Source organism: Mycolicibacterium stellerae (assembly GCF_003719305.1).
Taxonomy (GTDB): domain Bacteria; phylum Actinomycetota; class Actinomycetes; order Mycobacteriales; family Mycobacteriaceae; genus Mycobacterium; species Mycobacterium stellerae.
In genome coordinates this window covers 120,409-142,368 of the sequence record NZ_RARC01000006.1, presented here as the reverse complement: position 1 = coordinate 142,368, position 21,960 = coordinate 120,409, and the positions used below count along the sequence as shown (strand labels likewise).

Below are 21,960 nucleotides of genomic sequence, written 5' to 3'. Positions count from 1 at the left end.
GATTACCAGCGCCGTGGGTAAAAGCCCAAAGTGGTCAAGAAGGGGAAGCCACTGGCCTGCGGAAACGCGGCGGTTGGGGCAGCATGTCAGGCGTGACCCTTCGAACATTGCCGACCGACACCGCGAAATCCGCCCGCGGCAATGGCCGCCGAACCGCGCGCTACGACGGAATTTTCGACGGCTACAACGACCTGGGCAGCTACTCCAAAGCCTTCGACGAGATGTTCGACGGGCAGGGCAACGTTCGCGGGCCGTACAAGGGCATCTTCGCCGAGCTCGCCCCGTCCGACGCCTCTGAGCTGGAAGCGCGCAACGAGGCCCTCGGTCGCGCGTTCGTCGATCAGGGCATCACGTTCTCACTGTCTGGCCAGGAACGCCCGTTCCCGCTCGACCTGGTGCCGCGAGTCATCTCCGCTGCCGAGTGGTCTCGGTTGGAGAAGGGCATCCGGCAGCGCGTCAAGGCGCTGGAGATGTATCTCGACGACATCTACGGTGAGCAGGAAATCCTGCGCGACGGGGTCATCCCGCGCAGGCTGGTCACCTCGTGTGAGCACTTCCACCGGGAAGCCGCGGGCATCGTCCCGCCCAACGGGGTGCGTATCCACGTGGCAGGCATCGACCTGGTTCGCGATGCGCAGGGCAACTTCCGGGTGCTGGAGGACAACCTGCGCTCTCCGTCGGGCGTGTCGTACGTGATGGAGAACCGCCGCACGATGGCGCGCGTCTTTCCCAACCTGTTCGCCTCTCATCGGGTGCGCGCGGTGGGCGACTACTCGTCGCATCTGCTGCGGGCGCTGCGCAACGCCGCTGCATCCAACGAAGCGGATCCGACCGTGGTGGTGCTGACGCCCGGGGTCTACAACTCCGCCTACTTCGAGCATTCCCTGCTCGCCAGGCAAATGGGTGTCGAGCTGGTCGAGGGGCGCGACCTGTTCTGCCGTGACAACACCGTCTACATGCGGACCACCGAGGGTGAGCGCCAGGTGGACGTCATCTACCGCCGCATCGACGATGACTTCCTCGATCCGATGCATTTCAATCCCAAGTCCGTGCTCGGCGTTGCCGGCGTGCTGAACGCGGCGCGCGCAGGCAACGTCGTCATCTCCAGCGCAGTCGGCAACGGCGTCGGCGACGACAAGCTCGTCTACACCTACGTGCCAACGATCATCGAGTACTACCTCGGCGAGAAGCCGTTGGTCGCCAACGTCGACACCTTCAGGTGCTGGCTCGACGACGAACGCGAGGAGGTGCTCGACCGTGTCGACGAGCTGGTGATCAAACCCGTCGAAGGCTCCGGCGGCTACGGCATTGTCTTCGGACCCAACGCCTCCGAGAAAGAGCTCGCCACGATCTGCAGAAAGATCCGCAACGACCCGCGCGGCTGGATCGCCCAGCCGGTCGTGCAACTGTCCACGGTGCCGACACAGATCGACGACAAACTGGCCCCGCGCCATGTTGACCTGCGGCCGTTCGCGGTGAACGACGGCGACGATGTGTGGGTTCTTCCGGGCGGCCTGACGCGCGTCGCGCTCCCGGAGGGATCGCTGGTGGTCAACTCGAGTCAGGGCGGCGGCTCCAAGGACACCTGGGTACTGGCGTCGCGCACCTCGGCGGCCGACCGCGAGCTGGCCGCCGCCGAAGTGGTCCGCAAGCTGCCCAAGGCGCCAAAGGGGGCGAAGAGCGACAAGAACGGCGAGTCGTCGGCGCAGCAGCAACAGCAGCAGTCGCAATCGCAGCCTCAGTCGCAGGGTCCCGGCCAGAGCCAGCAGCAGCAACAACAACAGCAGGCGGTGATGAATTGTGCTCGCCCGCAACGCTGAATCGCTGTATTGGATCGGGCGCTACGTGGAGCGCGCCGACGACACCGCCCGCATCCTCGATGTCACGGTCCACCAACTGCTCGAGGACTCCAGCGTCGACCCCGACCAGGCGTCCCGCACGCTGTTGCGGGTGCTGGGCATCGAGCCACCGGAAGATCAGGCGCTCGATGTCTGGTCGTTGACCGACCTGGTCGCTTTCAGCCGTGACACCAACGGTGGCTGCTCGATCGTCGAGTCGATATCGGCTGCGCGCGAGAACGCAAGAGGTGCACGTGAAGTCACGTCCACCGAAATCTGGGAGTGCCTCAACACGACGTATAACGCCCTACCCGAACGTGAGCGTGCAGCCAAGCGTCTGGGGCCCGCCGAGTTCTTGTCCTTCGTCGAGGGCCGTGCGGCGATGTTCGCCGGGCTTGCCGACTCGACCCTGTCCCGTGATGACGGCTATCGGTTCATGGTGCTCGGTCGTGCGGTCGAACGTGTCGACATGACGGTTCGACTGCTGCTTTCCCGCGTCGGGGACAGCGCCTCGTCGCCCGCCTGGGTGACGGTGCTGCGCTCCGCCGGTGCGCACGACACCTATCTGCGCACGTATCGCGGCGTGCTCGACGCGGTCCGCGTCGTCGAGTTCATGCTCTTGGACCGGTTGTTCCCGCGGTCGGTGTTCTATTCGCTTCGGCTGGCCGAGCACAGCCTCGACGAACTGCACCACCGCGCGCTGAACCGGGTCGGCGCCACTGCCGAAGCCCAGCGACTGCTGGGCCGGGCCCGCAGCGAGCTGGAGTTCCTTCGTCCCGGCGTGCTGTTGGAATCGCTCGAAGAGCGCCTTGCCGGCCTGCAGAAGACGTGTAGCGACGTCGGAGAAGCGTTGGCGCTGGAGTACTTCCACTCCGCGCCGTGGGTGGCGTGGACGGATGCGGGCCGCAACGGGTCGCTTGTCATCGAGGAAGGTGAGGTCTAGATGTGGCGCCTACGGGTGGTGCACTCGACCGGTTACGCGTACAAGTCACCGGTGACCGCCTCGTTCAACGAGGCACGCCTGACGCCGCGGTCGGACTCTCGGCAGAACGTCATCCTCAACCGTGTGGAAACCGTTCCCGCGACGCGTTCGTATCGCTATGTCGATTATTGGGGCACAGCGGTGACGTCCTTCGATCTGCACGCCCCGCACACTGAACTGGAGGTCACCTCGTCGTCGGTTGTGGAAACCGACAGCGATGCGCTCCCCGAGGAGAAGGTCACCTGGGACGACCTGAACTCCGAGGCGGTCTTCGACCAATTCGACGAAGTGCTCGGGCCAACGCACTACACGCCGACCAGCAAGCGCATCGTCAGGGTGGGCCAGAAGATCGCCAAGGATCACGAACCGCTGGAAGCGGTGACCGCCGCCGCGAACTGGGTGCACAGTGAGCTGGAATACGTGCCGGGCACCACCGGTGTCCACTCATCAGGACTCGATGCTCACCGGGAAGGCAAAGGCGTCTGCCAGGACTTCGCTCATCTGACGTTGATTCTATTGCGGGGCATGGGAATCCCGGCCAGGTACGTATCGGGCTATCTGCATCCCAACCATAAGGCCTCGGTCGGCGAAACCATCGACGGTCAGAGCCACGCGTGGATTCAGGCGTGGACGGGCGGCTGGTGGAACTATGACCCGACCAACGACACCGACATCAATGAGCAGTACATCAGTGTGGGTGTGGGCCGCGATTATTCGGACGTCTCACCGTTGAAGGGCGTCTATTCGGGGGAGGGTTCGACCGACCTCGACGTGGTGGTGGAGATCTCCCGGCTAGCCTGACCTTCATGGCCGAGGAGTTCGATCTCGACCTCCCATCCCGCGAGGCCACCGGCCATGACTGGCCGCAATCGTGGCGGCACCTGACCATGCCCGTTGCGCTGATGCGGTGCGTCCGGCCGCTCAACGGTGGATTGGTCGTCCCCGCCGACATCGCGTCGCTTTCCGTCACCGACGTCGACGCCGACCACTTCGCCGTCATGACCTACGAGCCAGCGGCCGAGGCGCTACGCCCTGGTGGCTTAACCCTCGCTGCGGCACACGCCGGGGTGTACCTCGACCCGCAGCAGGTCGTCTCCGAGTTCGATCTGCCTGCCGAAGACGGTCGCCGCCAGTGCACGCCAGTCGTCCTCCTGCCCGGGCGCGATGCCGGGGACGTAGTGGGTGAGGACAAGGATCCCCACACCGGCCCGCTCCGCGGTGGCAGCCGCCTCCTCGACCGAGGAGTGGTAGTCGCAGATGTCGCGAATGCGCTGCGCAGGCATCTGCATGATCAGGTCCTTGCGGATCACCGTGTGTACGAGCGCGCCAGCGCCTGAGGCCAATTCGTCCAGGCTGGCGCACGGCACGGTGTCGCCGGCCAGGACCACCGAAGCGCCGTCGAACTCGACCCGGAATGCGATCGTGGGTTCGACCGGTCGGTGATCGGTCGGCGCCACCCGTATGCCGACTCCGTCGCTGCCCCACACCACACCTTCGGTCACCTCCTCCACCTCGACGCGCGGCGGACCGGTGATGTCGGCGTGGTGCGCGATCCGGTAGCCGATGTCACGCCCGAACGCCTTCAACGTGGCGTCGACGACATCCGCCGTGCCTGGCGGCCCGATGATCGGCAGGGGCGGCGGGTCGGGCTCGAAGGTGGTCACCCATCGGGTGATGATGAGGTCGCCGAGGTCGGCGATGTGATCGCTGTGCAGGTGGGTGAGCAGCAGCGCCGTCAGGCTGTTGGCGCCGACGCCGACGGCGGTCATGCGTTGCTGCACACCGCGTCCGCAGTCGACCAGGAACGTCTGCCCGCCCGCCCGGATGAGGGTCGACGGACCGGCCCGGTTCGCGTCGGGTACAGGACTGCCGGTGCCGAGCAGGGTGACTTCGATCATGGGTCATGCCTACCGTTACTTGACATCCAAGTGTGACAGAACGGCTTTTTCAGGTAACGATTCCTTTTGCAGCGGCAGCGGCCTGACGCCCTCGGCAGCTACTCGCGGCCGGCGGACACCCAGCTCATATCGCGGAACCTGTTGCCCGACACCGCATCTGCGACGGCGTCCAGCGCATTGATCTGATCCGCATCGAGCACCACCGACAACGATCCCAGGTTCTCTTCAACGCGGGCGGCCCGCCGGGTGCCCGGGATCGGCACAGATGCGACACCGAACCCGTCGGCGCGATACCTCAACCATGCCAACGCGACCTGGGCCGCCGTCGCGCCCGCCGCCTCCGCGACCGACGTCACGACGTCCACAACGGCGAGGTTGGCGTCCAAGGCCCCTTCGGCGAACCGCGGCATCGTCTTGCGGAAGTCGTTCGTCGATGCGAGATCGGCCGCCGACCGGACGGTACCGGTCAGAAAGCCGCGGCCCAGCGGTGAATAAGGGACAAAACCCACGCCGAGTTCGGCGGCCGTCGGCACGACATTGCGCTCCACGTCACGGCTCCAAATCGACCACTCGCTCTGCACCGCGGCAATCGGATGCACTGCGACCGCAGCGCGCAGCTCGTCGGCCGTCACCTCCGACAACCCCAGGTGGCGCACCTTGCCCTTCGTCACCAGCTCGGCCATCGCGCCGACCGTCTCTTCGATGGGCACCGAAGGGTCGCGACGATGCATGTAATAGAGGTCGACCACGTCGGTCTTCAACCGCGACAGGCTCTCGTCGATGGACTTGTGGACATACGCGGCGTCGCCGTGTGCGATCAGGCTGCCTGCCGCCCGGTCGGCCGGGTTGCCCGCGATGCCGAATTTCGTGGCCAGGGTGACTTGATCGCGACGGTCGGCGAGCAGCTTGGAGATCAGCCGCTCGTTGTTCCCGCTTCCGTACACGTTGGCGGTGTCGATGAATGTCACGCCGAGGTCGAGGCAGCTGTGCAGCGTCGCAAGCGATTCGGCGTCGTCGACCTCGCCGTACACCGGCGTCAACGCCATCGCTCCGAAACCGATTGCACTGACCGTCAACTCGTCGCCAAGGGCGACTGCGGGCACGTCACCAGTTTTATTAGTCATGCTTTCATTCCTCGTGTCGACTGTCGCTTCACGTTCGTCCAACCGAAACCGCCGCGAGGCTGTTCCGACGAAGATGCTTTCCCGTCGACCGAGTTCGACCTAACCTGGGTGTGAACTCGGTCACTATGGAGGCGACGATGCGAATCGCGGACGTGTTGCGAACGAAGGGCGCCGCAGTGGCGACGATCACCCCCGAGACGTCGGTCTCCGGGCTGCTCACCGAGCTCGCCGTCAACAACATCGGCGCCATGGTCGTGGTGTCGGCCGACGGTGTCGCCGGCATCGTCTCGGAGCGCGACGTGGTGCGCAAACTGCACGAACACGGCGTCGAGCTGCTGAGGCTGCCGGTCTCGGCGATCATGACGACGATGGTCGCGACATGTTCGCCGACCGACACGGTCGATCACCTCACCGCGGTGATGACCACCAAGCGCGTCCGGCACGTTCCGGTCGTCGAGAACGACCGCCTTGTCGGCATCGTCAGCATCGGCGACATCGTCAAGCAGCGGATGGAGGAGCTGGAGACCGAGCAGCGGGCGTTGCAGGACTACATCACCCGTGGCTGAGATCGAACTTCGCCCCACCGCGCGGGCAGACGTTCGCTCCCAGTCCAAAGTGCTGGCCAGGGCCTTCTATGACGACCCGGTGATGAAGTACCTGCTGCCCGACGACAGCGCAAGGGCGAAGGCGCTGCCCCCGATGTTCGCGTCGCTGACCAGAAACCATTTCCTCTCCCGCGGCGGTTCGGAGGTGGCCGGCCGCGGCGGGGTCATCGGCGCGGCCACGCTGTGGGACCCGCCGGGCCGGCGCAAGTCGTCGCGATGGGAAGAGCTGAAGATGATGCCCACGTTGGCATGGCACTTCCATTCGCGGGCCGAGCAGACCAAGACCCTCGGCAAGCTCATGGAGGAGGCTCACCCCGAGGAGCCGCACTGGTATCTGATGGTCATCGGCAGCGACCCGTCTGTGCGGGGCGCCGGCTTCGGCCAGGCGCTGATGCGTTCACGCCTTGATCGCTGTGACGGCGAGCGGGCCCCGGCGTATCTCGAGGCGAGCGAGGAATCGCTGATCCCGTACTACACCCGGTTTGGATTCGAGCAGATCGGTGAGATTCGGGTACCCGATGGACCGACGATGATTCCGATGTGGCGGGCGCCGCGGTAGGTGTCAGCTCCACGAATAGTCGCGGCGCAGCCGTGTCGCGACGATCTCGAACGTCTCGCGCTCGAGGATCGCGCCTTCGCGGCGGATGCCCTCCTCGGGCACGTCGAGTACCCGGTCCAACCGCACCCAGCTCGGGCGGGCCTCGTAATCCCAAGGCCCCGAACCGATACCGACCCACTCGCGATCGTTGCGGTGGTGCTCCTGGCTGGACAGCATCAAGCCGAGCAGGGTGCGACGGTCGCGGCCAACCACAAGAACCGGGCGATCCTTACCCCGCGACGGGTCGTCTTCGTACACCACCCACGTCCACACCACTTCCCCGGGATCGGCGCGGCCGTCGAGATCGGGCGCGTACACCAGCCTGCGGGCCCGCTGCGCGGTGGGAACGCTGTTGTCGGTGACCGGGCGCCCGGCCGTGATGGCGGGTCTGGACTCGTCAACGACTCCGGTGAGGGCGTCGATACCCGCCTTGATGCCCTGCTGGATGCTGCGGGGCAGCGTCTCGGGCCGCTGCAGCTGACGGATGAACCTGGGCCCCTCGTTGAACACCAGGTGCTCCGCTAAGCGCTGGAAGGTCTTCCATTGCGAGGCCATATTCGGAGCATAGGTGAAGCGGAATGCGCGCGATTGTGTCGGCGTGCCGGTCGCTCGATACCCTGGACGCGTATAGCGCCTCCGCTATACGAAGCCTGACCAGGAGATTCCCATAAGCAGTTTCGCCGACCAGACCTTCACCGCGCCGGCGCAGATTCGGAACTTCTGCATCATCGCGCACATCGACCACGGCAAGTCCACGCTGGCCGACCGGATGCTGCAGCTCACCGGCGTTGTCGCGGACCGTGATATGCGCGCGCAGTACCTGGACCGGATGGACATCGAGCGGGAACGCGGCATCACCATCAAGGCTCAGAACGTCCGGCTGCCGTGGAAAGTCGACGGCACCGATTACGTGTTGCACTTGATCGACACGCCCGGCCACGTCGACTTCACCTACGAGGTGTCGCGTGCGTTGGAGGCATGCGAAGGCGCTGTGCTGCTGGTCGACGCCGCCCAGGGCATCGAGGCGCAGACGCTGGCGAACCTGTACCTGGCGCTGGACCGCGACCTGCACATCATCCCGGTGCTGAACAAAATCGACCTGCCTGCCGCCGATCCCGACCGCTACGCAGGCGAGCTCGCCCACATCATCGGCTGCGAGCCAACCGACGTGCTGCGGGTGTCCGGCAAGACGGGCGATGGCGTCGCCGATCTCCTCGACCACGTCGTGCGCGAGGTGCCCTCGCCGCAGGGCGACGCCGACGCGCCGACCCGCGCGATGATCTTCGACTCCGTCTACGACATCTATCGCGGTGTGGTGACCTACGTCCGCGTCGTCGACGGCAAGATCCTGCCGCGCGAGCGGATCAAAATGATGTCCACCGGCGCCCACCATGAGCTGCTGGAGGTCGGCATCGTGTCGCCCGATCCCAAGCCGTCGGTGGGCCTTGGGGTCGGCGAGGTGGGTTATCTCATCACGGGTGTGAAGGACGTCCGTCAGTCAAAGGTCGGCGACACCGTGACGACGGCGCGCCACGGCGCCACCGAAGCGCTGACCGGCTACCGCGAACCCAAGCCGATGGTCTACTCCGGGCTGTATCCGGTCGACGGCTCCGACTATCCAGACCTGCGCGACGCCCTCGACAGACTTCAGCTGAACGACGCAGCGCTGGTCTGGGAGCCGGAGACGTCGGTGGCGCTGGGCTTCGGCTTCCGGTGTGGCTTCCTCGGATTGCTGCACATGGAGATCACCCGGGAACGGCTGGAGCGGGAATTCGACCTGGACCTGATTTCCACCTCGCCCAACGTCGTCTACCGCGTAGAGAAGGACGACGGCAGCGAGCTCGTCGTCACCAACCCGTCGGACTGGCCGGAAGGCAAGGTGCGCACGGTGTTCGAGCCGGTGGTCAAGACCACGATCATCGCCCCGAGTGAATTCATCGGGACCATCATGGAGCTCTGCCAGTCCCGCCGCGGGGAGCTGGGCGGCATGGACTATCTGTCACCCGAGCGCGTCGAGCTGCGCTACACGATGCCGCTGGGCGAAATCATCTTCGACTTCTTCGACTCGCTGAAATCGCGCACCCGCGGGTACGCCAGCCTCGACTACGAGGAGGCCGGCGAACAGGAAGCCGATCTGGTCAAGGTCGACATCCTGCTTCAGGGTGAGGCCGTCGACGCGTTCAGCGCGATCGTGCACAAGGACGCCGCGGCCGCGTACGGCAACAAGATGACGACCAAGCTCAAGGAACTCATCCCGCGCCAGCAGTTCGAGGTTCCGGTGCAGGCCGCGATCGGTTCGAGAATCATTGCCCGCGAGAACATCCGCGCGATTCGCAAGGACGTGCTGTCGAAGTGTTACGGCGGCGACATCACGCGTAAGCGCAAGCTGCTGGAGAAGCAGAAGGAAGGTAAGAAGCGGATGAAGACCATCGGGCGCGTGGATGTTCCGCAGGAGGCCTTCGTTGCGGCGTTGTCGAGCGACGCCGCGAGCGACAAGCCGAAGAAATGACAGCGCGGGCGCTCGTCGTCGGGATGGCCGTGGCCGCCATGATGGCGGTATCCGGTTGTGTGAGCACCGTTTCCGGCATCGCGGTGCGCGACGCGAAGACGGTGCCGACGGATGTGCCGCGGCTGGACGAGTCGGCCCTTGACGAGGTGTTGCTCCCCATCGACGAGATCAACGACATCATGGGGACCACCGAGCTCGAGGTGACCAGCGATATGGACGATATGACGGATTCATCGGACAAGGTGTCCGACCCGGATTGTCTGGGCGCGATGTTCGGAGCAGAGGAACCCGTCTACAAGGGCAGCGGATGGACGGCGGTGCGCGACATCGTGGTTCGCGAACCCGATGAGGACAACGACCACTGGATCGAGCAGACCGGGGTGATCTACCCGCAGGCGAGCAACGCCAGCCGGTTTTTCGAGAAGTCCAAATCGAGCTGGGAGAAGTGCGCGGGGTCGTCGTTGGCGGTGGACACCGAGGACACCAGCTCGCTGTGGGAGTTCGGAGACGTGGCAAGTGGGGACGGTCTGATCACCCAGTTGGCGACCCAGGAGGACGCCGACGGTTGGGGGTGTCAGCATGCACTGGCGGCGGCGTCCAACCTGACCGTCGAGACCTGGGTCTGTGCCTACAACCTCGCCGACGAGGCTGCGACGATGGCCATCGACATCATCAACAACGCCGCGGTGAAGTAAGGACGGCAGCTACATCGGCGCGTTGGCGGGCTGGAACCCGCCAGAGCTGTCCGACTCCTCCTCGGCGCGGATGACGTGCACGACCGCGTTGATCAACGCCAGGTGGGTGAAGGCCTGCGGGAAGTTGCCCAGGTGGCGTCCGGTGCGCGGCTCGATCTCCTCGGCGTAGAGGTGTAGTGGGCTTGCGAAGGACAGCAGCCGTTCGCACAGGTGCTTGGCGCGGTGGATCTCACCGATCTCGACCAGCGCCGACACCAACCAGAACGAGCAGATCGTGAACGTGCCCTCCTCGCCGGACAGCCCGTCGTCGGTTTCCTCCACGCGGTAGCGCAGCACCAACCCTTCCTCGGTCAGCTCGTCAGCGATCGCCAGGACGGTGGCGCGCACCCGTGGGTCGTCGGACGGCAGGAACCGGGTCAGCACCGCCAGCAGCAGCGACGCGTCGAGTGCGTCGTCGCCGTAGCGCTGGGTGAGCACCCCGCGGGAGTCCACGCCGTTGGCCAAGATGTCGGCCTTGATCTCCTCGGCGATTGCGCGCCACTGCTGAGCGTACGACCGCTCGCCCTCGATCTCCGCCAGCTTGGAGCCGCGGTCCAGCGCCACCCAGCACATGATCTTGCTGGACGTGAAGTGCTGGGGTTCGCCGCGCACTTCCCAGATGCCACGGTCGGGCTCGCGCCAGTGCTTGATCGCCTCTTCGACCTGTTGCTTGAGCACCGGCCACAGCGTCTCCGGAATCTGCTCACGCGACTTGGTGTGCAGGTAAACCGAGTCCAGCATCGTGCCCCAGATGTCGTGTTGCATCTGGTCGTATGCGCCGTTGCCGATCCGCACCGGGCGGGCGTTGTCGTAGCCGGACAGGTGCTTGAGCTCCTCCTCGACCAGGGTTCTTTCGCCGCCGACGGCGTACATCACCTGCAGCGGGTGGCGTTCACCGTTGTTGGCACCGGATACGTCGGCGATGAACGCGAAGAAGTCGTCGGCCTCGCGATCCAGCCCGAGGGTGTAAAGCCCCCACAGCGCGAACGTCGAATCGCGCACCCAGGCGTAGCGGTAATCCCAGTTTCGTTCGCCTTGAGGGGTTTCGGGCAGCGAAGTCGTCGGCGCCGCCAGAAGGGCGCCCGTCGGCGAGTATGTGAGGCCCTTCAACGTCAGCGCACTGCGCTGCAAGTAGGACCGCCACGGGTGGTCGGGGAAGTCGCCGATGTTGATCCACTGCCGCCAGCACTCGCTGGTCTGCCACATTCTGTCGGCAGCCTCGTCATATGTCTGCGGCACTGGGTGTTTCGACCAGCTCAGCGCGACGAAGACGTTGTCGCCTTCCTTCATCCTGGTGCGGGCGCGCGCCTCGCGGCCCTCCAGCCCGATGCGCAGGTTGGTGGTCAGCCGCATCGTCGGGTGCGAGTCGGGATCCTTGTTGGCCCGCGCGATCGCCTCGCCGTAGGCCTGGGCCGAGTATTCCCAGCTGGCGCTGACGCGGTGATAGTCGAACGACGGCTCACACTGCATCACCAGCTCGACGGTGCCGCTGACACACCGCACCGTGCGCAGCAGGATGTGCTCGGCATCCCAGTCCATCGGGGTGCGGCGGTGGGTGCGCGACCGCGATTCGATGTCATGCCACGGGCCCATCACCAGCGCGTCGCGCACGATGATCCAGCCGGTGTGGGTCTGCCAAGTCGTCTCCAGGATCAGGCTGCCCGGTAGATAGCGGCGGGCCGCGGGCACCGAGACGCCGTAGGGCCCGAGCCGGAAATGTCCGGCCCCGCGATCCAGGATGGCGCCGAACACGCTGGGGGAGTCCGGCCTCGGTACACACAGCCACTCCACCGAACCGGCCGACGAGATCAGGCAGGTGTTTTCGCAGTCGGACAGGAACGCGTAGTCGGCGATCGGGGGAAACGGGTTCCGCAACGCTCCGCTCGGCGCGTACGGCACCGGGGCCGTCACGGTCAACGGCGCAGGCGACGCGGCCTCGTCGGCCTCTTCATTCTGTTGCAGAACCATGCGGACATCATCGACTCCAAACCGGCTCGGCGTCCACTTGTCGGAGGGTATGTCCAGCGTTGCTGGCTCGAACTCCGGCGACAAGGCAGCCGGTTCGGAAGGATGCTCGGCCGTCTTCGCACCGTAGGCTGGCCGGGTGGGTGGCTTCCTCAACTGGTGGGACGGCGTTGAGCTGTGGCTATCCGGACTCGGGTTCGTCGCACAGACCGCGGTCGTGATGCCTGTGGTGTTGGCGCTCGCGTACGGGATCGCGATCCTGCTGGACGGGGGGCTTGGGAACGGGATTCGGCTGCTGCGTCGGGCCCGACACCAGGACGAGGAATCGGAGTGAGGCTATGCCGCGATCTCGGGTGACGTTGGTGTTGGTCATTCTCGTGGTGCTGGTCATCGTCATGTGGCTGGTCACGCGTTGACCGGCGAAGCCCGGACCTGAGTGTCAGCTGCGATTCTGTTATTCTTCGCGGCATGCAGACAGTGTCCGGCAACAAGAAGGGCCATGTGCTGGCCCTCATTGCCGTGGGTTTCACAGCTGTCGCTGATGTCTGTTGTTGTCGCTGATTCCATCCCCGTCCGCGGTTTGGTGTCGGTAGCGGCTGCATCTGTGCCGAGAAACTGATCCTTCCCCTTGCCGTCGTGGCGGATTTCCGTCAATTCCCCGCAAGGAAAGGTCATCAATGAACATCCGTAGAACCTGGCTCAGCGCCGCCGCACTCGCTACCGCGGCGACAGTGCTCACGGCGTGCGGCGGCGGGTCCAGCGACGTTGCCGGCGGTGGCGATCAGGGTGCCGCAGACACCACGCTGACGTTGGTCGCGTATGCGGTGCCCGAGCCCGGCTGGAGCAAGATCATTCCGGCATTCGCCGCCACTGAGGAAGGCAAGGGCATCGGCGTGACCACGTCCTACGGCGCCTCCGGTGATCAGTCGCGGGCCGTCGTCGATGGCAAGCCGGCCGACATCGTCAACTTCTCAGTCGAACCGGACGTCACTCGACTGGTCAAGGCCGACAAGGTCGCCAAGGACTGGAACGCAGACGCCACCAAGGGAATCCCATTCGGTTCGGTGGTTTCGCTGGTCGTTCGCAAAGGTAACCCGAAGAACATCAAGGACTGGGACGACCTGCTGCAGCCCGGGGTCGAGGTCGTCACGCCCAGCCCACTGAGCTCCGGCTCGGCCAAGTGGAACCTGTTGGCGCCCTACGCGGCCAAGAGCGACGGTGGCAAGAACCAGCAGGCAGGCCTTGACTACGTCACCAAGCTGGTCACCGAGCACGTCAAGACGCGGCCCGGGTCCGGCCGCGAGGCCACCGACGTGTTCGTCCAGGGCACCGGTGACGTGCTGATCAGTTACGAGAACGAGGCGATCAACGTCGAGCGGCAGGGTAAGCCGGTGGAGCACATCAACCCGCCGCAGACCTTCAAGATCGAGAACCCGGTCGCAGTTGTCACGTCCAGTGCCCACCTCGATCAGGCCAACGCGCTGAAGAACTTCCTCTACACCCCCGAGGGGCAGAAGATCTGGGCGCAGGCAGGCTTCCGGCCCGTTGATCCGTCGGTCGCCAAGGAGTTCGAGAACGATTTCCCGACACCGCAGAAGTTGTGGACCATCGCCGACCTGGGTGGATGGAGCGAGGTTGATCCTGCGTTGTTCGACAAGGACAACGGGTCCATCACCAAGATCTACAAGCAGGCGACTGGATGACGGCTAGTGTCGGACCCTCGTCCGAGACATTGACGCCCCCTCGCGGCTTCTTCAAGAGCCGGTACGGCAGCACGTCGCTGCGGGTCGGTGTCGCGACGACGTGGCTGTCCATCATCGTGCTGCTCCCTCTGGCGGCGATCGTGTTTCAGTCCGCAGGCGGTGGCTGGCACGCGTTCTGGGCAGCGGTGACGTCGAATGCCGCGATCGAGTCGCTGCGCGTCACCCTGACCATCTCGATCGCGGTCGCGGTGATCAACCTGTTCTTCGGGTTGCTGGTGGCCTGGGTGCTGACGCGGGACGACTTTCCGGGTAAGCGGCTGGTCGACGCGATCATCGACCTGCCGTTCGCGCTGCCGACGATCGTCGCCAGCCTGGTGATGCTGGCCCTCTACGGCCCCAACAGCCCCGTCGGCATCCATTTGCAGCACACGAAGTGGGGCGTGGGTATCGCGTTGTTGTTCGTCACCCTGCCGTTTGTCGTGCGGTCGGTGCAGCCGGTGCTGCTCGAACTGGACCGCGAGGTCGAGGAGGCGGCGGCATCGCTTGGCGCCAACAACGGCACCATCTTCACCCTCGTCATCCTTCCCGCGTTGCTGCCGTCTCTGCTTTCCGGAGCGGGACTGGCATTTTCCCGAGCGATCGGCGAATACGGGTCGGTGGTGCTGATCGGCGGCGCGGTGCCCGGCGAGACGGAGGTGTCGTCGCAGTGGATCCGGACTCTGATCGAAAACGATGATCGCACCGGCGCTGCTGCCATCTCGATTGTGCTGCTTGCTATTTCGTTCATTGTGCTATTTCTGCTTCGCAGCATCGGGTCACGGGCGGCCAAGCGGGAGGAGTTGGCACAGTGAACGTCTCACCTGCAGTGCGTTACCTGCTTCGTTACACCGCGCTCGCATATGTCCTTCTGTTGTTGATCGTGCCGGTCGGGTTGATCCTCTGGCGCACGTTCACGCCCGGCATCGGCGCGTTCTTCGAGTCGATCACGACCCCGGCCGCCATATCCGCGCTGCAGCTATCCTTGCTCGTCGTCGCAATCGTCGTGCCCCTCAACGTGCTCTTCGGAGTGCCGACCGCATTAGTGTTGGCCCGCAATAAATTTCGTGGCAAGAGCCTGCTGCAGGCAGTCATCGACCTGCCGTTCGCTGTCTCGCCCGTCGTCGTTGGCGTGGCGCTGATCCTGCTGTGGGGGACCGCGGGGTTCTTCGGGTTTGTCGAGAACGACCTCGGCTTCAAGATCATCTTCGGTTTCCCTGGCATCGTGCTGGCCAGCATCTTCGTCACAGTCCCGTTCGTCATCCGGGAGGTCGAGCCGGTGCTGCACGAACTGGGCACCGACCAAGAAGAGGCCGCAGCCACACTGGGCTCGCAGTGGTGGCAGACCTTCTGGCGAATCACGTTGCCGTCGATCCGATGGGGGCTGACCTATGGTGTCGTGCTGACCGTCGCGCGCACCCTTGGTGAGTTCGGCGCGGTGATCATGGTGTCGTCCAACCTGCCAGGACAGTCGCAAACCCTCACGCTGTTGGTGGCGGATCGGTACAACCGCGGCGCCGAGTACGGCGCATACGCCGTGTCGACGCTGCTGATGAGCGTCGCGGTAATCGTGTTGATCGCCCAGGTGATCCTCGACGCGCGCCGCGCCAAGACGGACAATTGAGGCTCGAGGAGACGCTGATATGACGAACGCGATCACGGTGCGGGGCGCCAACAAGCACTATGGCGACTTCGCAGCGCTGGACAACGTCGACTTCGACGTGCCTGCCGGTTCGCTGACCGCGCTGCTCGGGCCGAGCGGGTCGGGCAAGTCGACGCTGCTGCGGGCCATCGCCGGGCTCGACCAGCCCGATACCGGCACGATCACCATCAATGGTGAAGACGTGACGCACATTCCGCCGCAACGGCGCGGCATCGGCTTCGTGTTCCAGCACTATGCGGCCTTCAAGCATCTGACGGTGCGCGACAACGTCGGCTTCGGTCTGCGGATCCGCAAGCGCCCGAAGGCCGAGGTCAAGGAGAAGGTGGACAACCTCCTCGAGGTGGTCGGTCTCGCCGGCTTCCAGACCCGCTATCCCAACCAGCTGTCTGGCGGTCAGCGGCAGCGCATGGCACTGGCCCGCGCGCTCGCCGTCGACCCGCAGGTGCTTCTGCTCGACGAGCCGTTCGGTGCGCTGGACGCGAAAGTTCGCGAGGATCTGCGTGCATGGCTGCGCAGGCTGCACGACGAGGTGCATGTCACCACCGTCCTGGTGACGCACGACCAGTCCGAGGCACTCGATGTGGCCGACCGGATCGCTGTACTCAACAAGGGACGTATCGAGCAGGTCGGATCACCGACTGAGGTATACGACTCGCCTGCCAATGCGTTCGTGATGTCCTTCCTCGGCGCGGTGTCATCGCTCAACGGGACGCTCGTGCGCCCGCACGATATCCGGGTGGGCCGCAATCCCGATATGGCGATCGCCACCAGCGATGACTCGGTGCAGGCGACTGGTGTGCTGAAGGCCACCATCGACCGAATCGTCATGTTGGGCTTCGAAGTCCGAGTCGAGCTGACCAGCGCGACCAATAACCTGCCGTTCACGGCCCAGATCACCCGCGGAGACGCCGAGGCGCTTGGTCTTAAAGAGGGCGACACCGTCTACGTCCGGGCTACCCGGGTACCGAGGCTGCCCGGCGGCACCGAGGCTCCAGCGGCCGACGAAACCGACGACGACGAGGCGCTGACGAAGGCCTGACTTCTCCTGGCGAGCAGACGCAAAAGTCCCCTTTTCGGCGAGCTTTTGGGTACATATGCGTCTGCTCGCGCCTAGAACGTGAGTCAGAAGTAGCCGTTGGCAGGCGGCCACGTGCCGTTGACGGCGTAACTGCCTGCCGCGTAAGCCTTGTAGGCCAGTGGGCTGTGTCCGGCGATCGTCCGTGCATTACGCCAATGTCGATCCAGGTTCAGCGCGCGAGCGGTGGCCGATGCACCACCGGTGTCGAAGAGCCGTCCGGCCGCCGCGATCGTCAACCGTTCGGCGACGAGCTGCGCTCGTGCCACGGTGACGGCGACGTCGGCGAGCGTGTCGGGATCGCTCTGGCGCCCGTCGTCGACGAGATGATCGATGGCGTCGGCGGCCGCCAAGACGATGGCTTCAGCCGATGTCGCCGCGGCCGAGATCTCCCCGACAGCCTCCAAGACGAACGGGTCGGCCGTCGCGCTGTCCGCTACGGAATGCGACGCAGGACGGGCCTTGGTGCGCACGTATTCGACGGCGTCGTCGAATACGGCGTAGGCGATGCCCACCGCCACCGCAGCCAGATACAGCTGCAGGAAAGCCGTCGCGTGCCCCAGAGTGTTGCCCTCGGATACGGTCACCACCTCGTCGGGAAGCACCTCGACATCGGTGAATCGTGTGCCTCCGCTGGCGGTGGTGCGCTGACCGAAACCGTCCCAGTCGTCGAACAATTCGACGCCTGCGCGGTCTGCAGGAATGATCGCCTGGACGTCTCGTCCCTCTGCGTCCAGCGCCGACACCGCGATGACATCGGCGAACAGCGTTCCGGTGGAATAGAACTTGTAGCCGTTGAGCCGCAGCACCCCTGCGGTGTCGGCGAGCACCTTGGTGTCTGCACTCGACGGAGCCCGACCCGCCGCGTCGGTGATGGCGTTTCCGACGATGAGGCCGGGATAGACGCGGGTGAACCAGGTTTCACGCTCGGCCTGGGTGGCCCGATTGCTGAGCAGCCGCTCGGCGAACCCGAAATGCGACCGGAGCGCCTGGGCCACATTGGAACTGCCGCGCGCGATCTGGATCACGGCGCTGAGTACGTCACGCGCCTTGCCGCCCGGGCCGCCGAATTCCGTAGGAACCCGCAACCCGAGCACGCCTGTGCGCCGGATCGACTCGACGGCCCCGTACTGCAGAACTCGATCACGCTCGGCCGTAGGGTCGTCGCGACGCAGCGCGGCAACCAGTTCGGGTAACCGAGCGAGCCGCTCATCGACGGTTCCGCCGAGTGGCTCATCGGAGAACGGCTTTCGCGGCGCGACGGGCTCGCGTGTGACGGTCATGTCGACTCCCGTTTCATCGGAATTGGGGGATGATCTTGTCGGCGAACCGGTCCAGCTCCGACTCGATGGGTTGGAACTGCAGCATGAACAACTCGACTCCGGCGTCGTAATAAGCCTGGATCCGCTCGACCACCTGCTCGTAGCTGCCGACCAGACCGGCCAGGGTGCCTCCGTTGGAGCCGATGCGTTTCGTGCCCGACAGCACCTTGTACATCTGCGTCTTCGGGTCGGTGCCGCCGGAGATCTCTGGCCGGCTCTCGGCGTCCGAGAGCGACTGCAGGTACTCCAGTTCGGCGGTCGCCTCGGCTTCGGTGTCGCGGGCGATCACGAACGCGGACAGTCCGAACCGCAGTGCCGCGCCGCCACGCGGTCGTGAGCGGAGATCCTCGATGACTTCGACGGTATCGGTGAACGGGCGGCCGTTGATGAAGAACACATCCGCCGTTTCGGCGGCCAAGGCACGACCCGGCTCGGATTCCCCGCCGACATACAACGACGGCGGGTTGGCAGGCACCGGTCGAATCAGCGCGGGTTGGCCACCGCGGTCACCGATGGGAACGTGCTTGCCCGCCCACAGTTCGGTGACGATCCCGATCCATTCCCGCGAGTAGGCGTAGCGATCGTCGTGATCGAGCGGGTCGAGTCCGAGCCCTTCCAGCTCGGGCAGGAACCACCCGGTGACGAGGTTGACCGCGAGTCGGCCGTCGGCGATGTCGGCGATGTTGGCTGCGATCTTCGCGAAGACCAATGGGTTGAACAGCAGAGGCTTCACCGCGCCGATCAACTCGATGCGCGAGGTGGCCTGTGCGAGTGCGGCTATCGTCGACCACGTCTCGAGCACGTCGTCCTCGGTATTGCTTGGGTGGATGACGTGCTCGGCCAACAACGTTGAGTCGAAACCGGCCCGCTCGGCTCGCAACAACAGGTCGCGGGTGCGCCGGTAGCTCGCGTCGGGCGCGTCGTGCGGATGACTCCTGGCGCCATGATTGCCGTATACAGGTGCCCACACGCCGAACCGCGGAGCCGGCCGGCCGGCGACATCAGCCGCAGTTGCGGTCACGAGCTGCTCAGGTAGCGCCTGCGTTCCCAGTCGCTGACTTCGCTCGAGAAGAGGGTCCACTCGCTGCGAGCCAAGGCGGCAAAGTCGAGCACCGAGTCGGCACCGAGTATTTCCAGGATGGTGTCGTCCCGGGTGGCCAGTTCGATTGCCACACCGAGCGATTCGGGCAACGGAACGCCTTCGGTGTAGAGATTGCCGCCGATAGCGGGCGGCGCGTTGCGTTTGGCTTCCAGCCCTGCGATGACCGCCGCCAGGGCCGACGCGATCAACCAATACGGGTTCGCATCAGAGGCGCCGCTACGCAGTTCGATGCGAGCTGCGGACGGATCGGGCTCGATCAACGACCGCACGGCTGCGCTGCGGTTGTCGCGGCTCCACGTGACGGTCGCAGGCGCGAAAGAGTCCGGAGTGAATCGTCTGTATGCGTTGACCGAATGCGCACCGAACAGCGCGATCGACGGCAGGTGCTCCAGCAGGCCCGCGATGGCGTGCAGGGCCAGCTCGTTCTCGGCTCCGCCGTCGGGTGCGAAGGCCGGCTCGTCACCGCGCCACAGCGAAATATGCAGATGCTGCGAACTTCCCGAATGTTCGGTGAAGGGCTTGGCCATGAAACTGGCGATCTTGCCGTGTTTGCGTGCCACCTCCTTGGCGGCGTACTTGAGCCGGGCGGCGTCGTCGGCGGCTGCCAGCGCATCTGTATAGACGAGGTTGGTCTCGATCTGCCCTGGGCCGTACTCGGTTTGGATACCCTCCAAGGCGGTGAAGGCGCTCAGCGTGTCGTAGAGATCCGTGAGTATCGGATCGAGGGCGTTGGCGTTCTCCAGCGAATAGGCGTGGATGTCTTCCTGGAACGCCGAGCCGTCCGCGTTGAGAAGGTACAGCTCGAATTCGACACCGATCTTGGCGGTGAAACCCAGGCCGGCAAGTCGTGCCAGGACCTTCTTGAGTACGGCGCGGGGATCGAGAAGCGACGGACTGCGGTCGTGGGAAACGATGTCGGAGATGACGTGGCCGACCCGGGGCCGCCACGGCAACGGCTTATACGTGGCGAAGTCCGGGACGGCATAGACGTCGGGATAGCCGCCGCTCCAGTTGGTCAGCCGCAACGAGTCGATCACCGTGCCTGCCGTGTCCCAGCCCAGAGATGCTTCGCAGAACGCGAATCCGGTGCCCAGCGCTCGGTTCAAGAACTGGGAGGCGGGGATCCGCTTACCCTGCGCGTGGCCGAACGGGTCACTCCACGCGATCTCGATCTCGGTCAGCGACCCGTCGTCAAGCCCCTTGCGCAGCTCCTGTTCGGGCGCCGACTGCGCACCCTCCTGCGTCGAGGTCGAGTTGACGGTGTATGTCATGGTTGCGTCACCGCCTTGTCGTCGACTTTGTCGCCGACCTTGTCACCGACTCGCTTGCCGACGATGACACCTGCGATGAACGCGACGACGAGCAGTCCGACGATTGCCCAACCCAGGATTGTGGAACCGCCCACCAGGTCCTTCAGGTTGGCCACGATCAGCACAAGCCCGAGTGTCAATCCGAGCAGGCCGAGGGCAGGGGCTATCCGCACCCGCCACTGCGAGTAGCCGCGACGGTCGCGGGCGAAGTACACCAGCACGGCCACCGATGTGGCGATCAGCAGTACGACGAAGCCGACCGTGGTGGCGCCTGCGAACCAGGTGTAGAACTGGGCCGCCGGATCGAGGTTGAACACCACCGCCGCGATGACGCTGACCGCAACCACACCCGAGATCCACAGCGACGCTTGATGCGGCGAGCCATGCCGGTCATGCGGGCGGCTCAGCGACTCAGGCAGCACGTCGCGCTGCGACAGGGCGAAGATGTACCGCGATGCCACGTTGTGGAACGACAGGATGCAGGCGAACAGGCTGGTGAAGTAGAGCACGGTGATGATGTCGGTTCCGACGACGCCGATGTAGCGCTGCGCGGTGTCGGCAAGGAAGGTGGAGCCGGAATCCGTTGCGCGGCTTACCGCTTCCTCGTCACCCCAGCCCGAGATCAGCGCCCAGCTGGTCACCGCATAGAACACGCCGATGAGGATGAGAGCAATGTAGGTGGCGCGCGGGATGGTGCGATCGGGTGTCTTGGCCTCATCGCGGAAGATCGCGGTGGCCTCGAAGCCGACGTAGCTGATCAGTGCGAACAGCAGCCCGATGCCGAGCGAGCCGGAGAAGATGGCGCTCGGGTTGACGACACCGCTCGACAGCCCGTGGTCACCGCCCTGGAACACGATGACCGCATCCAGCACCACCACAATCGCAATCTCGGCGCTCAGCAGCACGGCCAGCACCCGGCTGGACAACTCGATATTGCGGTAGCCAACGTACGTTGTGACCGCGAAGGCCGCCGCCGCGAACACCCACCAGGGCAGGGCCGGGCCGCCGAACAGCTCGACGATCACTCCGCCCGCCGGTCCGAGCAGGCCGTAGACACCCGCCTCGATCGCCACGTAGCTGACCAGCGCGACGAACGCGATGCCGATGCCGGCCGGAAAGCCCAGCGACGTCCGGACGTAGGAGAAGAACGCGCCCGCGTCCTCGACATAGGGTGTCAACGCGGTGAATCCGACCGCGAAGAACAGCAGGATGACCGTGGAGACCACGAATGTGGCCGGAAAGCCTGCGCCGTTGCCCGCGGCGATGCCGAGCGGTACGACGCCGCCGATCACGCCGAGCGGCGCGGCGGCGGCCACCACCATGAACACAATCGATGCCACGCCCAGGTTGCCGCGCAGTCTGCGTACCAGCCCCGTCGGCTCTTCGCTCAAAGCATCAGGGGTGGTGGTGATTTCGGACATGGGCGAACCATCCTTCGATGGGGAGTCGATAGGCTACGGGAACGGTAGAACTGAACGGCGATACAAGACCACATC

At 65.2% G+C, this 21,960-nt stretch carries 21 protein-coding genes; 13 read left to right on the top strand and 8 right to left on the bottom strand.

Translation table 11 applies throughout. The annotated features are described in order from the left end of the window. The first annotated feature begins 83 nt into the window (after positions 1 to 83). Genes D6M19_RS10735 through D6M19_RS10725 form a run of 3 tightly spaced genes read left to right on the top strand, consistent with a single transcriptional unit; the run spans position 84 to position 3,621 of the window. On the top strand, positions 84 to 1,820 hold the full coding sequence (locus D6M19_RS10735; protein WP_123025179.1) for a circularly permuted type 2 ATP-grasp protein: 1,737 nt from the start codon (positions 84 to 86) through the stop codon (positions 1,818 to 1,820). After that, the gene (locus D6M19_RS10730; RefSeq protein ID WP_123025178.1) at positions 1,801 to 2,781 is read left to right on the top strand and encodes an alpha-E domain-containing protein; all 981 of its coding nucleotides are present in this window, start codon (positions 1,801 to 1,803) and stop codon (positions 2,779 to 2,781) included. The genes D6M19_RS10735 and D6M19_RS10730 overlap by 20 nt, the downstream gene beginning before the upstream one ends. Continuing rightward, positions 2,782 to 3,621 carry a transglutaminase family protein gene (locus D6M19_RS10725; protein WP_123025177.1) on the top strand — a complete coding sequence of 280 codons (840 nt, stop codon included), beginning with the start codon at positions 2,782 to 2,784 and terminating at the stop codon, positions 3,619 to 3,621. It begins immediately after the preceding gene. A 239-nt stretch (positions 3,622 to 3,860) separates the two neighbouring features. On the opposite strand, the gene D6M19_RS10720 is transcribed toward D6M19_RS10725, so the two are convergent. Together D6M19_RS10720 and D6M19_RS10715 are read right to left on the bottom strand one after the other, a co-directional pair. After that, on the bottom strand, positions 3,861 to 4,718 hold the full coding sequence (locus D6M19_RS10720) for a ribonuclease Z (RefSeq protein ID WP_123025176.1): 858 nt from the start codon (positions 4,716 to 4,718) through the stop codon (positions 3,861 to 3,863). A gap of 98 nt (positions 4,719 to 4,816) precedes the next feature. Continuing rightward, the gene (locus D6M19_RS10715; RefSeq protein ID WP_123025175.1) at positions 4,817 to 5,842 is read right to left on the bottom strand and encodes an aldo/keto reductase; all 1,026 of its coding nucleotides are present in this window, start codon (positions 5,840 to 5,842) and stop codon (positions 4,817 to 4,819) included. Positions 5,843 to 5,979: 137 nt separating this feature from the next. On the opposite strand from D6M19_RS10715, the gene D6M19_RS10710 reads away from it, so the two are divergent. Both D6M19_RS10710 and D6M19_RS10705 read left to right on the top strand, forming a co-directional pair. Then, a complete protein-coding gene (locus tag D6M19_RS10710; protein WP_123025290.1) occupies positions 5,980 to 6,408 on the top strand; it encodes a CBS domain-containing protein in 429 nt (142 codons plus the stop codon). Then, entirely contained in the window at positions 6,401 to 7,006 is a 606-nt protein-coding gene (locus D6M19_RS10705) for a GNAT family N-acetyltransferase (RefSeq protein ID WP_164478428.1), read from the top strand. Before D6M19_RS10710 ends, D6M19_RS10705 begins: the two co-directional genes overlap by 8 nt. A 3-nt stretch (positions 7,007 to 7,009) precedes the next feature. Here the strand turns inward: D6M19_RS10705 and D6M19_RS10700 are convergent, their stop codons facing one another. After that, positions 7,010 to 7,600, bottom strand: a complete 591-nt coding sequence (locus D6M19_RS10700; RefSeq protein ID WP_123025174.1) for a type II toxin-antitoxin system PemK/MazF family toxin — start codon at positions 7,598 to 7,600, stop codon at positions 7,010 to 7,012. Positions 7,601 to 7,706: 106 nt separating this feature from the next. Between D6M19_RS10700 and lepA the strand changes: the two genes are divergently transcribed. Continuing rightward, positions 7,707 to 9,554: a translation elongation factor 4 gene (gene lepA / locus D6M19_RS10695; RefSeq protein WP_123025173.1), complete on the top strand. Its 1,848-nt coding sequence runs from the start codon at positions 7,707 to 7,709 to the stop codon at positions 9,552 to 9,554. Then, positions 9,551 to 10,249, top strand: coding sequence for a sensor domain-containing protein (locus D6M19_RS10690; protein ID WP_123025172.1), 699 nt, complete (start codon positions 9,551 to 9,553; stop codon positions 10,247 to 10,249). The genes lepA and D6M19_RS10690 overlap by 4 nt, the downstream gene beginning before the upstream one ends. Positions 10,250 to 10,258: 9 nt before the next feature. On the opposite strand, the gene D6M19_RS10685 is transcribed toward D6M19_RS10690, so the two are convergent. After that, positions 10,259 to 12,256, bottom strand: coding sequence for a glycoside hydrolase family 15 protein (locus D6M19_RS10685; protein WP_123025171.1), 1,998 nt, complete (start codon positions 12,254 to 12,256; stop codon positions 10,259 to 10,261). Between the two features lie 136 nt (positions 12,257 to 12,392). Here D6M19_RS10685 and D6M19_RS10680 point away from each other — a divergent pair, with 136 nt between their 5' ends. The 6 genes from D6M19_RS10680 (at position 12,393) to D6M19_RS10660 (ending at position 16,694) form a co-directional block, all read left to right on the top strand. Then, positions 12,393 to 12,587 (top strand): hypothetical protein, encoded by a 195-nt coding sequence (locus D6M19_RS10680; protein WP_123025170.1) that lies wholly within the window; start codon positions 12,393 to 12,395, stop codon positions 12,585 to 12,587. Positions 12,588 to 12,721: 134 nt separating this feature from the next. After that, positions 12,722 to 12,814, top strand: a complete 93-nt coding sequence (locus D6M19_RS35245; RefSeq protein WP_407665320.1) for an Ms4533A family Cys-rich leader peptide — start codon at positions 12,722 to 12,724, stop codon at positions 12,812 to 12,814. A gap of 116 nt (positions 12,815 to 12,930) precedes the next feature. Beyond that, complete coding sequence (locus tag D6M19_RS10675; RefSeq protein ID WP_123025169.1) at positions 12,931 to 13,956, top strand: sulfate ABC transporter substrate-binding protein; 1,026 nt, start codon at positions 12,931 to 12,933, stop codon at positions 13,954 to 13,956. After that, positions 13,953 to 14,807, top strand: a complete 855-nt coding sequence (cysT, locus tag D6M19_RS10670; RefSeq protein WP_123025168.1) for a sulfate ABC transporter permease subunit CysT — start codon at positions 13,953 to 13,955, stop codon at positions 14,805 to 14,807. The genes D6M19_RS10675 and cysT overlap by 4 nt, the downstream gene beginning before the upstream one ends. Beyond that, positions 14,804 to 15,616: a sulfate ABC transporter permease subunit CysW gene (gene cysW / locus D6M19_RS10665; protein ID WP_123025167.1), complete on the top strand. Its 813-nt coding sequence runs from the start codon at positions 14,804 to 14,806 to the stop codon at positions 15,614 to 15,616. Before cysT ends, cysW begins: the two co-directional genes overlap by 4 nt. A gap of 19 nt (positions 15,617 to 15,635) precedes the next feature. Beyond that, on the top strand, positions 15,636 to 16,694 hold the full coding sequence (locus D6M19_RS10660) for a sulfate/molybdate ABC transporter ATP-binding protein (protein ID WP_123025166.1): 1,059 nt from the start codon (positions 15,636 to 15,638) through the stop codon (positions 16,692 to 16,694). Positions 16,695 to 16,777: 83 nt separating this feature from the next. On the opposite strand, the gene D6M19_RS10655 is transcribed toward D6M19_RS10660, so the two are convergent. Genes D6M19_RS10655 through D6M19_RS10640 form a run of 4 tightly spaced genes read right to left on the bottom strand, consistent with a single transcriptional unit; the run spans position 16,778 to position 21,885 of the window. Then, the gene (locus tag D6M19_RS10655; protein ID WP_123025165.1) at positions 16,778 to 18,013 is read right to left on the bottom strand and encodes an acyl-CoA dehydrogenase family protein; all 1,236 of its coding nucleotides are present in this window, start codon (positions 18,011 to 18,013) and stop codon (positions 16,778 to 16,780) included. A 13-nt stretch (positions 18,014 to 18,026) separates the two neighbouring features. Continuing rightward, complete coding sequence (locus tag D6M19_RS10650) at positions 18,027 to 19,073, bottom strand: LLM class flavin-dependent oxidoreductase (RefSeq protein WP_123025164.1); 1,047 nt, start codon at positions 19,071 to 19,073, stop codon at positions 18,027 to 18,029. Next, positions 19,070 to 20,425, bottom strand: a complete 1,356-nt coding sequence (locus tag D6M19_RS10645; RefSeq protein ID WP_123025163.1) for a glutamine synthetase family protein — start codon at positions 20,423 to 20,425, stop codon at positions 19,070 to 19,072. The genes D6M19_RS10650 and D6M19_RS10645 overlap by 4 nt, the downstream gene beginning before the upstream one ends. Beyond that, entirely contained in the window at positions 20,422 to 21,885 is a 1,464-nt protein-coding gene (locus D6M19_RS10640) for an APC family permease (protein WP_123025162.1), read from the bottom strand. Before D6M19_RS10640 ends, D6M19_RS10645 begins: the two co-directional genes overlap by 4 nt. Positions 21,886 to 21,960: the final 75 nt, after the last annotated feature.

Coding starts and splice junctions, on each gene's coding strand:
- D6M19_RS10735 (WP_123025179.1), top strand. CDS start 84: ATGTCAGGCGTGACCCTTCGAACATTGCCGACCGACACCGCGAAATCC.
- D6M19_RS10725 (WP_123025177.1), top strand. CDS start 2,782: ATGTGGCGCCTACGGGTGGTGCACTCGACCGGTTACGCGTACAAGTCA.
- D6M19_RS10720 (WP_123025176.1), bottom strand. CDS start 4,718: ATGATCGAAGTCACCCTGCTCGGCACCGGCAGTCCTGTACCCGACGCG.
- D6M19_RS10715 (WP_123025175.1), bottom strand. CDS start 5,842: ATGACTAATAAAACTGGTGACGTGCCCGCAGTCGCCCTTGGCGACGAG.
- D6M19_RS10710 (WP_123025290.1), top strand. CDS start 5,980: ATGCGAATCGCGGACGTGTTGCGAACGAAGGGCGCCGCAGTGGCGACG.
- D6M19_RS10700 (WP_123025174.1), bottom strand. CDS start 7,600: ATGGCCTCGCAATGGAAGACCTTCCAGCGCTTAGCGGAGCACCTGGTG.
- D6M19_RS10690 (WP_123025172.1), top strand. CDS start 9,551: ATGACAGCGCGGGCGCTCGTCGTCGGGATGGCCGTGGCCGCCATGATG.
- D6M19_RS10685 (WP_123025171.1), bottom strand. CDS start 12,256: ATGGTTCTGCAACAGAATGAAGAGGCCGACGAGGCCGCGTCGCCTGCG.
- D6M19_RS35245 (WP_407665320.1), top strand. CDS start 12,722: ATGCAGACAGTGTCCGGCAACAAGAAGGGCCATGTGCTGGCCCTCATT.
- D6M19_RS10675 (WP_123025169.1), top strand. CDS start 12,931: ATGAACATCCGTAGAACCTGGCTCAGCGCCGCCGCACTCGCTACCGCG.
- cysT (WP_123025168.1), top strand. CDS start 13,953: ATGACGGCTAGTGTCGGACCCTCGTCCGAGACATTGACGCCCCCTCGC.
- D6M19_RS10660 (WP_123025166.1), top strand. CDS start 15,636: ATGACGAACGCGATCACGGTGCGGGGCGCCAACAAGCACTATGGCGAC.
- D6M19_RS10655 (WP_123025165.1), bottom strand. CDS start 18,013: ATGACCGTCACACGCGAGCCCGTCGCGCCGCGAAAGCCGTTCTCCGAT.
- D6M19_RS10645 (WP_123025163.1), bottom strand. CDS start 20,425: ATGACATACACCGTCAACTCGACCTCGACGCAGGAGGGTGCGCAGTCG.
- D6M19_RS10640 (WP_123025162.1), bottom strand. CDS start 21,885: ATGTCCGAAATCACCACCACCCCTGATGCTTTGAGCGAAGAGCCGACG.